Here is a 15,042-nt window from a genome sequence, read left to right on the forward strand (position 1 = left end):
CTCTTTCCTGAATTGGTTTTAAAAGATAGTGGTACTTGTATCACATTTTATCGCCAGGGTTGAGTGCCTCAGTTAATCGGCGAGTGATTTCCTGACGAGTTTGCTTATCCAGCGCACGGCGCTCACTGTTGGCAAGAATAAATAAGTCTTCTACGCGTTCGCCGATGGTTGAGATGCGCGCACCGTGCAGCGACAGTCCCAGGTCAGAGAACACTTCCCCGACGCGTGCCAGCAGACCGGGCTGATCCAGCGCCACCAGTTCCATGTACGTGCGGCGGTCGGTATGTGTTGGCAGGAAACTGACTTCGGTCTGTACGCTGAAATGACGCAGTTTCGGCGAAGGACGTCGGGCGCGCGGCGGCTGATAAGCCTGCGTCATCGACTGTTCCAGCGCATAACGGATCGCTTCATGGCGATCCTGTGCCAGCGGGCTGCCGTCCGGTTCGAGCACGATAAAGGTATCCATCGCCATGCCGTCGCGATTGGTGAAAATCTGCGCGTCATGAATGCTCAGGTTACGTCTGTCCAGCTCACCGGCAACGGTGGCAAACAGATACGGGCGGTCAGGACTCCAGATAAATATCTCCGTACCGCCGCGGGTTGCCTGACGGCTGACCAGCACCAATGGTTTGGTGGAGTCGTGCTCCAGCAGATGTCTTGCGTGCCACGCCAGCTGATTCGGTGAGTGACGCAGGAAGTAATCCGCCCGGCAGCGGCTCCAGATGCGGTGCAACGCTTCCTCATCAATATTATCCATGCGCAGCAAGGCCAGCGCCTGCAGGCGGTGATGACGTACGCGCTCACGCAGATCCGGCGTATTTTGCATACCGCGGCGCAGCTGTTTCTCGGTGGCGAAATACAACTCACGTATCAGGCTCTGTTTCCAGCTGTTCCACAGAGTTTCGTTGGTGGCACAAATATCGGCTACGGTCAGGCTGACCAGATAGCGCAGACGGACTTCGGTCTGCATTTCCGCAGCGAATTGCTGAATTTCATTAGGATCCTGAATATCGCGGCGTTGCGCTGTTACTGACATCAGTAAGTGACAACGAACCAGCCAGGCGACCAGCTGAGTTTCACGGGAATTCAGCCCGTGCAGTTCGGCAAACTCCAGCACATCCTGCGCGCCAAGAATCGAGTGATCGCCACCGCGGCCTTTGGCGATATCGTGGAACAGCGCGGCCATCAGCAGCAGTTCAGGCTGCGGCAGGCGCGGGTACAATTCCACGCACAAAGGATGCTTTGGTCGCGTCTCTTCATGGGCAAAACTTTCCAGTTTTTGCAGCACGCGGATGGTGTGTTCATCGACCGTATAGGCGTGGAACAGGTCGAATTGCATCTGCCCGACGATTTGTCCCCATTGCGGCATATACGCCCACAACACGCTGTGGCGGTGCATCGGCACCAGCGCACGCGACACGGCACCCGGATGGCGCAGAATCGCCATAAACATTTCGCGTGCCTGCGGGATCATACACAGCGGCTCTTTCAGATGACGGCGGGCATGGCGCAGTAAGCGAACGGTCGTTGAGTAAATCCCTTTGATTTCACGGTGACGTACCATCAGGTGGAACATGCTGATGATGGTTTCCGGACGGGTATCGAACAGGGATTCGTCGCGCAGATCGATAAGGTCGCCGCGTAACTGAAAATGTTCATCCAGCGGGCGTGGTTTTTCATTCGGGCCAATCGCCAGAATTGCTTCATCGAACAACTGCAATAACATCTGATTCAGCTCGCCGACCCGGCGGGTCATGCGATAGAAATCTTTCATCATGCGTTCGACCGGCTGGTTGCCTTCGCCCTGATACTGCAACAGCTGCGCCACGCTTTGCTGACGGTCGAACAGCAGGCGGTTGTCATATCTTGGCAAGACCAGATGCAGGGCGAAACGGATACGCCACAGGAAGCTCTGACATTCCAGCAGTTCGTTGCGCTCAGCTTTGGTGAGGAAGCCAAACGCCACCATTTCATCGAGCGATGTGGCGCCAAAATGGCGGCGGGCCACCCACAGAATGGTGTGGATATCACGCAAGCCACCCGGACTGCTCTTAATGTCCGGCTCAAGGTTATAGCTGGTGCCGTGATAACGCTGATGGCGCTCATTCTGCTCTGCAATTTTAGCGCGGAAAAAGTTCGGTGAAGGCCAGAATCCGTCGCTGAAAATGTGTTTCTGCATACTGAGAAACAGCGCCACGTCGCCGCAAATCAGGCGTGATTCGATAAGGTTAGTCGCGACGGTTAAATCGGCCAGACCTTCTAACAGGCACTCTTCCAGCGTGCGGACGCTGTGGCCGACTTCAAGTTTGAGATCCCACAGCAAAGTGATCAGCTCGCCAATCCGCAGCGCCTGTTCGTCGTTGAGGCGTTTCTGGCTCAGTACCAGCACGTCGATATCGGATAAAGGATGCAGTTCACCACGGCCGTAACCGCCGACGGCCACCATCGCGGTTTCAGGGATATTGTCGAACCCGTAGAACGTCCACAGACGTTGCAGTAGCTGGTCGATGTAATGCGTTCGCGCATCCACCAGCTCTTCCGCCCGTTGCCCGGCATTGAAGGCATCCGCCAGCCATACCTGAAACTGTTCCATATGCTGTTTCAGACTCTGACGGTTTAAATCGTCATCCGGATAGACAGAAGGGGAGGCAGGTTGTGGCGGGAAAGTGTGGGTAAGATCCTGCGTGGTTTGTGGTTGCAGGCTCTTTTCAGCCGGAAAATTTTCAATCATGGGTGCGCAGCCCTACACGTGAGAGACCAATAAACGTGAAAGATAAAAAAACCGGCTTTCGCCGGTTTGATTCACAGATTTATACCCTCTCCGCAGAGCGGGCGACTGTTAGTCGTGCGTTAGAATAGCCGGGATGGTGTCATCCTTACGCAGCGTCATAATTTCACAACCGTTATCTGTCACCACAATAGTATGCTCGTACTGAGCCGACAAGCTGCGATCTTTAGTTTTTACGGTCCAGCCATCTTTCATGGTGCGGATACGGAAATCACCGGCGTTGACCATCGGTTCAACCGTGAAAGCCATGCCAGCCTGTAATACCACGCCGCCGTCATCTGCATCGTAATGCAGAACCTGAGGTTCTTCGTGGAAACCTTCACCGATACCGTGACCGCAGTATTCGCGAACCACAGAGAAATTCTCAGCTTCGACGAATTTCTGGATCTCTTTACCCAGTGTACGCAGACGGATACCCGGTTTGATCATGCGCAGCGCGATATACAGGCTTTCCTGCGTGATGCGGCAAAGACGCTCACCCAGAATCGTCGGTTTGCCCGCAATGAACATCTTGGAGGTGTCGCCGTGGAAACCGTCTTTAATCACGGTGACATCGATATTGACGATATCGCCATCTTTAAGGATTTTGTCGTCGCTCGGAATACCGTGACATACCACTTCGTTAATGGAAATGCAGACAGATTTCGGGAAACCGTGGTAATCCAGACAAGCAGAAACAGCTTTTTGTTTGTTCACGATGTGATCGGCACAAATGCGATCAAGCTCACCGGTGCTCACGCCAGGTTTGACGAAAGGCTCAATGATTTCCAGCACTTCGGCGGCCAGACGGCCAGCAACGCGCATTTTTTCGATGTCTTCAGGGGTTTTGATTGAAATAGCCATGTGTTGTCCTGCAGGTTCAGTGCATCAGGTGTGCTTTATTTCTACACCGATGTCGTCAATAATTAGCTGTGGCTTATGGTATCAGCCCTGATATTTGCTGCCAAACTATCATTTCCCGCTAAGCAATTCGGTGAACAAAAGTTGCTGTCCGGCCGTTATTTATGATATAAAGCGCGCCGGCAATCCGCTCTGGGTCTTACGACGCTGAGGGATTAAAGCCAAAATCACTCATTGTGTACTTATTCACGTAAGTAATAACACACACGTATCGACACATACGCCGGGGTGCCTTGGGAATTCGTTCTTCGGGGTCGGTTGTATGGGATACGTGGAGGCATAACCCCAACTACTTAATAGAGGTTTTATCATGGCAACTGTTTCCATGCGCGACATGCTCAAGGCCGGTGTTCACTTCGGTCACCAAACCCGTTACTGGAACCCGAAAATGAAGCCATTCATCTTCGGCGCTCGTAACAAGGTTCACATCATCAACCTTGAGAAAACTGTTCCAATGTTCAACGAAGCTCTGGCTGAGTTGCAGAAGATCTCCTCCCGTAAAGGTAAGATCCTGTTCGTTGGTACTAAACGCGCAGCAAGCGAAGCGGTAAAAGAAGCTGCACACAACTGCGACCAGTTCTTCGTGAACCATCGCTGGTTGGGCGGCATGCTGACTAACTGGAAAACTGTTCGTCAGTCCATCAAACGTTTGAAAGATCTGGAAGTTCAGTCTCAGGACGGTACTTTCGAGAAGCTGACCAAGAAAGAGGCGCTGATGCGTACTCGTGAACTGGCTAAGCTGGAAAACAGCCTGGGTGGTATCAAGGATATGGGTGGTCTTCCTGATGCTCTGTTCGTAATCGACGCTGATCACGAACACATTGCAATCAAAGAAGCTAACAACCTGGGTATCCCGGTATTCTCCATTGTTGATACCAACTCCGATCCGGATGGCGTTGACTTTGTTATCCCTGGTAACGATGACGCAATCCGTGCAGTAAATCTGTACCTGAGCGCTGTTGCTGCCACTGTTCGTGAAGGCCGTTCGCAAGATCTGGCTGTTCAGGCAGAAGAAAGCTTCGTAGAAGCTGAATAATAAGGCAAGCTCAGCAGAGCCCTTATTAACCAGGTATTGAAATATGTTGGTTAGGGGGCCTTTATTGGCCCCCTTTGCTTATCTTAAATGCGAGAAATATCTCACCGCAAAAACCCTTTTTGCACTGAGATAATCGAGGAAAATACAATGGCTGATATTACCGCTGCCCTGGTAAAAGAACTGCGCGAACGTACTGGCGCTGGCATGATGGATTGTAAGAAAGCTCTGGTTGAAGCGAATGGCGACATCGAGCTGGCAATCGAAAACATGCGTAAATCTGGCGCGATCAAAGCTGCGAAAAAAGCAGGCAACGTAGCTGCTGACGGCGTGATCAAAACCAAAATCGAAGGCAACTTCGGCGTGATTCTGGAAGTTAACTGCCAGACTGACTTCGTCGCTAAAGATGCTGGTTTCCAGGCTTTCGCTGACAAAGTGCTGGACGCTGCTGTTGCAGGCAAAGTGACTGATGTTGACGTTCTGAAAGCTCAGTTCGAAGAAGAGCGTATTCAGCTGGTTGCTAAAATCGGTGAGAACATCAACATCCGTCGCGTTCAGATCCTTGAAGGCGATGTGCTGGGCAGCTACCTGCACGGCGCACGTATCGGTGTTCTGATCGCAGCTACTGGCGCTGATGAAGAACTGGTTAAGCAAATTGCAATGCACGTTGCAGCAAGCAAACCAGAATTCGTTAAGCCTGAAGATGTGTCTGCAGAAGTTGTAGAAAAAGAGTATCAGGTTCAGCTGGACATCGCGATGCAGTCTGGCAAGCCGAAAGAAATTGCAGAGAAAATGGTTGAAGGCCGCATGAAGAAATTCACCGGCGAAGTTTCTCTGACTGGTCAGCCTTTCGTTATCGACCCAAGCAAAACTGTTGGTCAGGTTCTGAAAGAACACAACGCTGATGTGACTAACTTCATCCGCTTTGAAGTGGGCGAAGGTATCGAGAAAGTTGAGACTGACTTTGCTGCTGAAGTTGCAGCAATGACTAAACAGTCTTAATCAGTATCTGATACACCCTAAAATGGAACCGCTGCGAAAGGGCGGTTCCGTTTTATCCAGCCCCAAATTCCTATTACATTGTGCGTAAAGTCATTCTGGCAGCGCTATGATGTAAAGACCGACTATCCATTAAGACACATTGCTTCTAGGACAGACACCATGGCTACCAATGCGAAACCCGTTTATCAACGTATCCTGCTCAAACTCAGTGGCGAAGCCCTGCAGGGCAGTGAAGGTTTTGGTATCGACGCGAGTGTATTAGATCGTATGGCTCAGGAAGTAAAAGAGCTGGTCGAACTCGGCATTCAGGTAGGTGTTGTGATCGGCGGCGGTAACCTGTTCCGTGGCGCGGGCCTCGCACAGGCGGGCATGAATCGTGTTGTAGGCGACCATATGGGTATGCTGGCGACTGTCATGAACGGCCTGGCAATGCGCGATGCATTACACCGTGCCTATGTAAACGCGCGCCTGATGTCTGCAATCCCTTTGAACGGTGTTTGTGATAATTACAGCTGGGCTGAAGCTATCAGCTTGCTGCGTCATAACCGTGTGGTGATTTTCTCCGCCGGTACCGGCAATCCTTTCTTTACCACTGACTCAGCAGCCTGTCTGCGCGGTATCGAAATCGAAGCTGATGTGGTATTAAAAGCCACCAAAGTTGACGGCGTGTATTCCGCTGATCCGGTGAAAAACCCGGAAGCAACGCTGTATGAAAGACTGACCTATCAGGAAGTGCTGGAACAGGAATTGAAAGTGATGGATCTGGCGGCCTTTACGCTGGCCCGCGATCACAATCTGCCAATTCGTGTTTTCAACATGAATAAGCCTGGCGCACTGCGTCGCGTGGTGATGGGTGAAAATGAAGGGACGCTGATTTCTAAAGCGGAGTGATCCTTCACAATTGAACATTGCGTTCAGCCAGCCTCTGCTGGCATGAGTATTCACGGACTATACTGATGTTATGGTCTGCCAGGTAACCCGCTTTCAAAGGTTAACAACGTGATTAACGAAATCAAAAAAGACGCTGAAATTCGTATGGAAAAATGCGTCGAATCATTCAAAACGCATATCAGCAAAATCCGCACCGGCCGTGCTTCACCAGGTATTCTGGATGGCATCATGGTGGAATACTACGGTTCAGCGACACCTTTACGCCAGCTGGCCCAGGTGACTGTTGAAGATTCCCGTACTCTGGCAATCTCCGTATTTGACCGTTCAATCAGCGCAGCGGTAGAAAAAGCGATCATGACCTCAGATCTGGGTCTGAACCCTTCTTCAGCAGGCGCGACTATCCGCGTTCCACTGCCAGCACTGACCGAAGAACGTCGTAAGGACCTGATCAAGGTTGTTCGTGGCGAAGCAGAGCAGGGCCGTGTGTCTGTGCGTAACGTGCGTCGCGATGCGAACGATAAAACCAAAGCTCTGTTGAAAGATAAAGAAATCAGCGAAGATGAAGATCGCCGTTCTCAGGACGACATTCAGAAACTGACTGATATTTTCATCAAGAAAATCGACGTTGCTCTGACTGAGAAAGAAGCCGAGTTAATGGAGTTCTGATCCAATTTTCAGCTTCCACCCTAAGCGCCGCAATTGCGGCGCTTTGTTTTTAACGGGCTTTAATTCTTTTACCGGTTCGCACAATCTCATAGACAAGCCGGATAAGAGGTTTCAGACTGTGCACTTTCCGAATTTACGAGCGCTATCCCGGGCATTTTCATGAAACAAATGACTATTCTTGGTTCGACAGGGTCTGTCGGCACCAGCACGCTTTCCGTTGTCCGGTCTAATCCTGACGATTTCACCGTTAAAGCACTGGTTGCAGGGCGCAATGTTGACGTTATGGCGCAGCAGTGTCTTGAATTTCAACCGGCTTACGCTTCCATGGCGGATGAAGCCTCTGCCCGCGCGCTGAGAGCTATCCTGGCTGAACAGGGATGCCGTACCGAAGTGCTTTCCGGTCAAGATGCTGCCATAGAACTTGCGGCCCTTGATGATGTGGATCAGGTGATGTCGGCTATCGTTGGTGCTGCGGGCTTGTTACCGACACTCGCTGCGGTCCGCGCCGGTAAACAGGTGCTTCTGGCCAACAAAGAGTCGCTGGTCACCTGCGGACGTATCTTTATGGATGCCGTTCGTCAAAGTCAGTCTCAGCTTCTGCCTATCGACAGTGAACACAATGCGATTTTCCAGAGCCTGCCTGAGACTGTACAAACACAGCTGGGGTTTGCTTCTCTCAAAGAACATGGCATTTCACGCATTATCCTGACCGGCTCCGGTGGCCCGTTCCGCGAACTCCCTTTGAATCATTTTAGCGATGTGACGCCTGAACAGGCCTGTGCTCATCCAAACTGGTCAATGGGGCGCAAGATTTCCGTGGATTCGGCCACCATGATGAATAAAGGCCTTGAGTACATTGAAGCGCGCTGGTTGTTTAATGCCTCCGCCGCAGAGATGGAAGTTATTATTCATCCGCAATCTGTGATCCACTCGATGGTCCGGTATTGCGACGGAAGTGTGCTGGCTCAGCTGGGCTCACCGGATATGCGTACACCCATTGCACACGCGATGGCTTATCCGCAACGTGTGAAGACTGAAGTCGAAGCGCTAGATTTCTGCAAAATGGGCGCCATGACCTTCGGTGCGCCTGATTATGCGCGTTATCCGTGCCTGCAACTGGCGATTGAAGCCAGCAATACCGGGCAGGCTGCTACCACGGCGCTGAATGCCGCCAATGAAATTTCCGTCGCCGCTTTTCTCAATGGTGAACTCCGCTTTACTGATATTGCTTCTCTTAACCGCGAGGTTATGGAGCAACTTGTCAGTGCCGAACCCGATTCTGTTGAGGAAGTGTTGCATATAGACGCATTGGCGAGGGCGCGTGCGAAAGATAAACTTCGTACTTTTGCGGTCTAGGCCTGCTTTAGTACTTATGCAGCAGTTTGTTAGCATCACACTGAGATGGTATAGTCTGCGCCACACTGGCAGTAGATTTGGCTTTTCAGAGACTGAATGTTACAGGTGGAATCGGTGAGCTGTCAGTTAAGCCGTGCCTGAAAGGGAGACACGGCTTTTTTGCGCGTGTAGTCGCATTAGCGACAAACAGGTGCAGCGCCAGCCGGTTGTTCTGGAGTAAGCCTGAAGAGCGTTATGCCAGCCTGAAAGCCGTTGTGTTCTGATAAAAGGAAGTGAGTACGCGTTATGTCCCTCGAAAATCAACAGATGTCTGATATGTGTTGCTCTCAACCTCGCCATGTTGCCATTATCATGGACGGTAACGGACGCTGGGCAAAACGTCAGGGTAAAATGAGGGTATTTGGTCATAAAGCGGGAGTGAAGTCAGTGCGCAAAGCTGTGAGTTTTGCTGCCAGTCATCACCTCGATGCGCTCACGCTTTATGCCTTTAGTAGTGAAAACTGGAATCGCCCTGCTCAGGAAGTTTCCGCGCTCATGGAACTGTTCGTTCGTGCTCTGGACAGTGAAGTGAAAAGTCTGCACAAACATAATGTCAGGCTGCGAATCATCGGCGATGTCAGTCGCTTTAGTGCTCGTCTGCAGGAACGCATTCGTCGTTCAGAAACACTTACTCAAAATAATGACGGTTTGACGCTCAACATCGCTGCGAATTACGGTGGCCGATGGGATATTATTCAAGGCGTTAAGACACTGGCTGGTCAGGTTGAAGCCGGTACACTGCGGGCAGAGCAAATTACAGAAGAATTGCTGAATTCAGCGATCTGTATGAGCGAACTGGCACCCGTCGATTTGGTGATCAGAACCGGTGGGGAACATAGGATCAGTAATTTCCTGTTGTGGCAAATTGCCTATGCAGAGCTGTATTTTACCGATGTCCTCTGGCCTGATTTTGATGAAAATACCTTCGAAGGTGCGCTGACTGCTTTTGCACAACGCGAGCGCCGTTTCGGAGGGACTACACCTATCGGCGCTGACGCGTCCTAGGGAGAACATTTGCTGAAGTATCGCATTATCACAGCTTTGATTTTAATACCGATTGTTATTGCAGCACTCTTTCTGCTACCACCGGTAGGTTTCGCCATCGTCACCTTAGTGGTGTGCATGCTGGCGGCGTGGGAGTGGGGGCAACTGGCCGGTTTTGCAACACGTAATCAGCGTATCTGGCTTGCCATACTCTGCGGTTTTCTGTTGGCCGCCATGTTGCTGAGCATACCGGCTTATCAGCAAAGTGTGCATCTGATGCAGGTTGGGGGTTCTTTATGGGCCGGACTTGCATGGTGGTGTGTGGCGCTTGTGTTAGTCGTGGGGTATCCCGCGTCGGCAGGATTCTGGCGGCATTCCCGTGTGTTGCGGGTAATATTTGGTGTGCTGACGATTGTGCCATTCTTCTGGGGCATGATCGCATTGCGTCAATATGGTTATGCTGAGAATCATCACACTGGCGCATGGTGGTTGTTATATGTGATGCTACTCGTCTGGGGGGCAGACTCCGGCGCGTACCTGTTTGGTAAATTATTTGGTAAGCACAAACTGGCACCCAAAGTTTCGCCAGGAAAAACCTGGGAAGGGTTTGCCGGCGGGCTTCTGATGTCAGCCCTGATAGCCTGGTTGTTTGGCCGTTATGCACCGTTAACTGTGCAGCCTTCGATCCTGCTGATTTGTTCCGTTGTCGCAGCGCTGGCTTCTGTGCTGGGCGACCTGACGGAAAGTATGTTTAAACGCGAGGCAGGAATCAAAGACAGTGGTCATATGATCCCTGGTCACGGCGGAATACTCGATCGTATCGACAGCCTGACGGCTGCGGTGCCTGTATTCGCCTGTCTGATGCTGTTAGTGTATTAATCCGTCGCAGACGTGATGTTTCTAAGGAATAGTTAGACATATGATGAACATACTCTGGAGCCTGGCCGCCTTTATCGTCGCATTGGGGGTGCTTATCACCGTGCACGAGTTCGGCCATTTCTGGGTTGCTCGTCGTTGTGGTGTCCGTGTAGAACGTTTCTCTGTCGGTTTTGGCCGTGCGCTCTGGCGCAGAACCGACCGTCAGGGAACTGAGTATGTACTGGCCATTATTCCTCTTGGCGGCTACGTCAAAATGCTCGACGAGCGAGTCGAAGCCGTTGCCCCTGAATTTCGTCATCAATCTTTCAATAACAAAAAGGTCTGGCAACGTGCAGCTATCATCAGTGCCGGACCGATTGCCAATTTCATTTTTGCCATTTTTGCGTACTGGCTGGTCTTCGTTATCGGCGTGCCCAGCGTGCGTCCGGTCATCGCGAATATCACTGCTAATTCAATCGCTGCGCAATCGAATATTTCCTCAGGTATGGAACTTAAGTCTGTTGCGGGTATCGAAACGCCTGATTGGGAATCAGTTCGTATGGCGTTAATGGGCGAAATTGGTGATGATCAAACGACCGTAGGGGTTGCACAGTTTGGCTCATCTCAGGTCGTTGAGAAAACTCTGGATTTGCGCCAATGGCATTTTGATCCTGAAAAGCAGGATCCGGTGGTTTCTCTGGGTATGATTCCCAGAGGTCCGCAGATAGAATCTGTACTGCAGGAAGTGCAGCCTGATTCAGCCGCCCAAAAGGCGGGTTTGCAAGCCGGGGACAGGATCGTTAAAGTCGATGGTCAGATTCTGGATAGTTGGCAGTCGTTTGTCATACAGGTTCGTGACAATCCGGGTAAACCTATTGCGCTGGAAGTCGAGCGGGGTGGGGATTCGGTTGCTTTAACATTAACGCCGGACACGAAGTCCGCAGGTAAAGGCAAAATACAGGGTTTTGCTGGCGTGGTACCGAAGGTGATACCGCTGCCTGACGAATTTAAAACAATCCGTCAGTATGGTCCGTTTGTGGCGTTTTATGAGGCCGGGGATAAAACCTGGCAACTGATGAAACTCACTGTGAGCATGCTGGGTAAGTTAATTACCGGAGATGTGAAGCTGAACAATCTGAGTGGCCCAATATCCATCGCACAGGGCGCAGGAATGTCAGCAGAGTATGGTTTGGTGTCTTACCTCACGTTTTTGGCACTCATTAGTGTCAATCTGGGGATCATCAACCTCTTCCCATTACCGGTATTAGATGGTGGACACCTGCTTTTTCTCGCAATAGAAAAGCTAAAAGGTGGGCCAGTTTCCGAGCGAGTTCAGGACTTCAGTTACCGCATTGGTTCAGTTTTGCTGGTGTTGTTGATGGGGCTTGCACTTTTCAATGATTTCTCCCGTCTTTAAGGCCGGAGATTAGGTTAGGAAGAACGCATAACAACGATGGCGATCAAAAAGTTGCTCATAGCGTCGCTGCTGTTTGGCAGCGCCACCGTATACGGTGCAGACGGTTTCGTAGTGAAAGATATTCATTTCGAAGGCCTGCAGCGAGTTGCCGTCGGTGCGGCGTTACTCAATATGCCGGTTCGCGTCGGTGATACGGTTACTGACGATGATATCAGTAACACCATTCGTGCATTGTTTGCCACTGGCAACTTTGAGGACGTCCGCGTCCTGCGCGATGGTGATTCTCTGATTGTTCAGGTCAAAGAACGCCCAACTATTGCCAGCATCACTTTCTCCGGTAACAAATCGGTAAAAGATGACATGCTCAAGCAAAACCTGGAAGCCTCTGGCGTCCGTGTTGGCGAAGCGCTTGACCGCACTACCATCGGCAGTATCGAGAAAGGTCTCGAAGACTTCTATTACAGCGTGGGTAAATACAGTGCGTCGGTGAAAGCGGTTGTGACCCCTTTACCGCGTAACCGTGTTGACCTGAAACTGGTCTTTACCGAAGGTGTTTCTGCCAAAATTCAGCAGATTAACATCGTGGGTAACCACGCCTTTACGACTGATGAGCTGATCTCACGCTTCCAGCTGCGTGATGAAGTGCCATGGTGGAACGTCGTCGGTGATCGTAAATACCAGAAACAAAAACTCGCGGGTGACCTTGAAACCCTGCGCAGTTTCTATCTGGATCGCGGTTATGCCCGTTTCAATATTGATTCGACTCAGGTCAGCCTGACGCCGGACAAAAAAGGCATCTACATCACGCTGAACATTACAGAAGGTGAGCAATACAAACTTTCTGGCGTGGAAGTGACTGGCAGCATGGCGGGTCACTCAGCAGAAGTTCAAAGCCTGACTAAAATTGATAAAGGCGAGCTGTATAACGGCGCCAAAGTCACCAAAATGGAAAACGACATCAAACAGATGTTGGGGCGTTATGGCTACGCTTATCCACGTGTGACCACACAGCCAGAAATTAATGATGCAGACAAAACCGTTAAGCTGCACATCAACGTTGATGCGGGTAACCGTTTCTACGTGCGTCACATCCGCTTTGAAGGCAATGACACCAGTAAAGACAGCGTACTGCGCCGTGAAATGCGTCAGATGGAAGGTGCCTGGTTAGGCAACGATCTGGTCGATAAAGGCAAAGAGCGTCTGAACCGTCTGGGTTACTTCGAAACGGTGGATGTGGATACGCAACGTGTTCCGGGTTCACCGGATCAGGTTGATGTGGTCTACAAGGTGAAAGAACGTAACACCGGTAGCTTCAACTTTGGTGTGGGTTACGGTACAGAAAGCGGTGTCAGCTTCCAGGTCGGTGTTCAGCAGGACAACTGGCTGGGGACGGGTAACTCTGTCGGCATCAGCGGTACCAAAAACGATTACCAGACGTACGCGGAATTCACCATCACTGACCCATACTTCACCGTTGACGGCGTAAGTTTGGGTGGTCGTATCTTCTACAACGACTTTAAAGCTGATGATGCGGATCTCTCCAGCTATACCAACAGAAGTTATGGTATTGGCGGGAATCTGGGCTTCCCGATTAATGAGAACAACTCATTACGTCTGGGTCTGGATTATGTCCATAACGATCTGTCCAATATGGAACCACAGATTGCTATGTTCCGTTATCTGAACTCTGTTGGCCTGAAACCACCGGTGACCACCAGTGATAATGCTGATGCTGACTTCAGTGCGAATGATTTCTTCGCCAACCTCGGCTGGGGTTATAACAACCTTGACCGTGGCTACTTCCCGACGTCAGGGACTAAAGCCAGCTTGAACGGTAAAGTGACTGTTCCGGGTTCTGATAACGAATATTACAAAATCACATTCGATTCAACCAGTTACTTGCCACTGAATCAGGATCGTGATTGGGTGCTGATGGGCCGTGCGCGTGCAGGTTACGCAGATGGTCTGGGCGGTAAAGAAGTGCCGTTCTACGATAACTTCTATGCCGGCGGTTCAAGCAGTGTTCGTGGTTTCCAGTCGAACACCATCGGACCTAAAGCAGCGTATTACAAATGTACTACTGCTAATACCTCTTACAGCGGCTGTCCGATCGATAACTCGAACGATGCAGTAGGTGGTAACGCAATGGCAGTGCTGAGTGCGGAACTGATTGTTCCTACTCCGTTTGTCAGCGAGAAATACGCGAACTCACTGCGTACTTCCCTGTTTGTGGACAGTGGTACAGTCTGGGATACCGGTTGGGAAAATACCCCTGAGTCTCAGGCCGCGGGCGTTCCTGACTACAGTAAACCAGGCAACATTCGTGTTTCTTCAGGTCTTGCATTGCAGTGGATGTCTCCACTGGGACCATTGGTCTTCTCCTATGCACAGCCAGTTAAGAAATATGAAGGCGATAAGGCAGAACAGTTCCAGTTTAACATTGGTAAAACCTGGTAACGTCCTGCCTGGGCAGAATTTGTTCAGCAGAATCGCAAAGGCCAGATGCTGATTTGATACACGGGTTTCGGCCCGTGTATTGTTTTCATATCGGGTGTTTTGTGTAATTTACTGTGCCATCTGGCACAAACGGGTGATGGAAGGAGTTTATAGTGAAAAAGTGGTTATATGCCGCAGGCCTCGGTTTAGTTATGGCTTCTTCAGCTAGCGTTCAGGCTGCTGATAAAATTGCTATCGTTAACGTAGCAAGCATTTTCCAACAAATGCCTGCTCGTGAAGCAGTAGCAAAACAGCTGGAAAACGAGTTCAAAAGCCGTGCGACAGATTTGCAGTCTCAGGAACGTGATCTGCAAACCAAAATGCAACGTCTGCAACGTGATGGCTCTACTATGAAAGCCAGCGATCGTTCTAAACTTGAAAAAGACGTTATGGCTCAGCGTGAAGCTTTCTCTTCTAAAGCGCAGCAGTTCGAGCAAGACAACCGTCGTCGTCAGGCTGAAGAACGTAACAAAATCCTGAGCCGTATTCAGGATGCTGTGAAATCTGTAGCGAGCAAAGAAGGTTATGATGTTGTTATCGATGCAAACGCCATCGCGTATGCAAACAATGACAAAGATATTACTGCTGATGTGCTGAAACAGGTTAAATAAA

Annotated in this window: 12 protein-coding genes; 10 read left to right on the forward strand and 2 right to left on the reverse strand. The window is 50.7% G+C overall.

Translation table 11 applies throughout. The annotated features are described in order from the left end of the window. Positions 1 to 40 precede the first annotated feature (40 nt). Positions 41 to 2,731, reverse strand: coding sequence for a bifunctional uridylyltransferase/uridylyl-removing protein GlnD (glnD, locus tag UC15_RS10115; protein WP_232829851.1), 2,691 nt, complete (start codon positions 2,729 to 2,731; stop codon positions 41 to 43). Positions 2,732 to 2,839: 108 nt separating this feature from the next. Further along, on the reverse strand, positions 2,840 to 3,631 hold the full coding sequence (gene map / locus UC15_RS10120) for a type I methionyl aminopeptidase (RefSeq protein WP_112288324.1): 792 nt from the start codon (positions 3,629 to 3,631) through the stop codon (positions 2,840 to 2,842). A gap of 367 nt (positions 3,632 to 3,998) precedes the next feature. On the opposite strand from map, the gene rpsB reads away from it, so the two are divergent. The 10 genes from rpsB to skp all read left to right on the forward strand — a co-directional run bounded on the left by rpsB (position 3,999) and on the right by skp (position 15,041). After that, positions 3,999 to 4,724 (forward strand): 30S ribosomal protein S2, encoded by a 726-nt coding sequence (gene rpsB, locus UC15_RS10125; protein ID WP_095923217.1) that lies wholly within the window; start codon positions 3,999 to 4,001, stop codon positions 4,722 to 4,724. 147 nt (positions 4,725 to 4,871) lie between these two features. Next, complete coding sequence (gene tsf / locus UC15_RS10130; RefSeq protein ID WP_112288325.1) at positions 4,872 to 5,723, forward strand: translation elongation factor Ts; 852 nt, start codon at positions 4,872 to 4,874, stop codon at positions 5,721 to 5,723. A gap of 159 nt (positions 5,724 to 5,882) precedes the next feature. Continuing rightward, positions 5,883 to 6,614: a UMP kinase gene (pyrH, locus tag UC15_RS10135; RefSeq protein WP_095923215.1), complete on the forward strand. Its 732-nt coding sequence runs from the start codon at positions 5,883 to 5,885 to the stop codon at positions 6,612 to 6,614. Between the two features lie 108 nt (positions 6,615 to 6,722). After that, positions 6,723 to 7,280, forward strand: coding sequence for a ribosome recycling factor (gene frr, locus UC15_RS10140; RefSeq protein ID WP_112288326.1), 558 nt, complete (start codon positions 6,723 to 6,725; stop codon positions 7,278 to 7,280). Between the two features lie 159 nt (positions 7,281 to 7,439). Then, the gene (gene ispC, locus UC15_RS10145; RefSeq protein WP_112288327.1) at positions 7,440 to 8,636 is read left to right on the forward strand and encodes a 1-deoxy-D-xylulose-5-phosphate reductoisomerase; all 1,197 of its coding nucleotides are present in this window, start codon (positions 7,440 to 7,442) and stop codon (positions 8,634 to 8,636) included. A gap of 285 nt (positions 8,637 to 8,921) precedes the next feature. Beyond that, on the forward strand, positions 8,922 to 9,680 hold the full coding sequence (gene ispU / locus UC15_RS10150) for a (2E,6E)-farnesyl-diphosphate-specific ditrans,polycis-undecaprenyl-diphosphate synthase (protein WP_112288328.1): 759 nt from the start codon (positions 8,922 to 8,924) through the stop codon (positions 9,678 to 9,680). A 9-nt stretch (positions 9,681 to 9,689) separates the two neighbouring features. After that, complete coding sequence (cdsA, locus tag UC15_RS10155; protein WP_112288329.1) at positions 9,690 to 10,538, forward strand: phosphatidate cytidylyltransferase; 849 nt, start codon at positions 9,690 to 9,692, stop codon at positions 10,536 to 10,538. A gap of 40 nt (positions 10,539 to 10,578) precedes the next feature. Continuing rightward, the gene (gene rseP / locus UC15_RS10160) at positions 10,579 to 11,934 is read left to right on the forward strand and encodes a sigma E protease regulator RseP (RefSeq protein ID WP_112288330.1); all 1,356 of its coding nucleotides are present in this window, start codon (positions 10,579 to 10,581) and stop codon (positions 11,932 to 11,934) included. Between the two features lie 36 nt (positions 11,935 to 11,970). After that, on the forward strand, positions 11,971 to 14,391 hold the full coding sequence (gene bamA, locus UC15_RS10165) for an outer membrane protein assembly factor BamA (RefSeq protein WP_112288331.1): 2,421 nt from the start codon (positions 11,971 to 11,973) through the stop codon (positions 14,389 to 14,391). 152 nt (positions 14,392 to 14,543) lie between these two features. Further along, on the forward strand, positions 14,544 to 15,041 hold the full coding sequence (gene skp, locus UC15_RS10170) for a molecular chaperone Skp (protein ID WP_112288332.1): 498 nt from the start codon (positions 14,544 to 14,546) through the stop codon (positions 15,039 to 15,041). The last annotated feature ends 1 nt before the right edge of the window (position 15,042 follow it).

The sequence above is a fragment of the Rahnella sp. AN3-3W3 genome, assembly GCF_003263545.1.
Lineage (GTDB): Bacteria > Pseudomonadota > Gammaproteobacteria > Enterobacterales > Enterobacteriaceae > Rahnella > Rahnella variigena.

Coding starts and splice junctions, on each gene's coding strand:
- glnD (WP_232829851.1), bottom strand. CDS start 2,731: ATGATTGAAAATTTTCCGGCTGAAAAGAGCCTGCAACCACAAACCACG.
- ispC (WP_112288327.1), top strand. CDS start 7,440: ATGAAACAAATGACTATTCTTGGTTCGACAGGGTCTGTCGGCACCAGC.
- bamA (WP_112288331.1), top strand. CDS start 11,971: ATGGCGATCAAAAAGTTGCTCATAGCGTCGCTGCTGTTTGGCAGCGCC.
- rpsB (WP_095923217.1), top strand. CDS start 3,999: ATGGCAACTGTTTCCATGCGCGACATGCTCAAGGCCGGTGTTCACTTC.
- pyrH (WP_095923215.1), top strand. CDS start 5,883: ATGGCTACCAATGCGAAACCCGTTTATCAACGTATCCTGCTCAAACTC.
- tsf (WP_112288325.1), top strand. CDS start 4,872: ATGGCTGATATTACCGCTGCCCTGGTAAAAGAACTGCGCGAACGTACT.
- rseP (WP_112288330.1), top strand. CDS start 10,579: ATGATGAACATACTCTGGAGCCTGGCCGCCTTTATCGTCGCATTGGGG.
- map (WP_112288324.1), bottom strand. CDS start 3,631: ATGGCTATTTCAATCAAAACCCCTGAAGACATCGAAAAAATGCGCGTT.
- ispU (WP_112288328.1), top strand. CDS start 8,922: ATGTCCCTCGAAAATCAACAGATGTCTGATATGTGTTGCTCTCAACCT.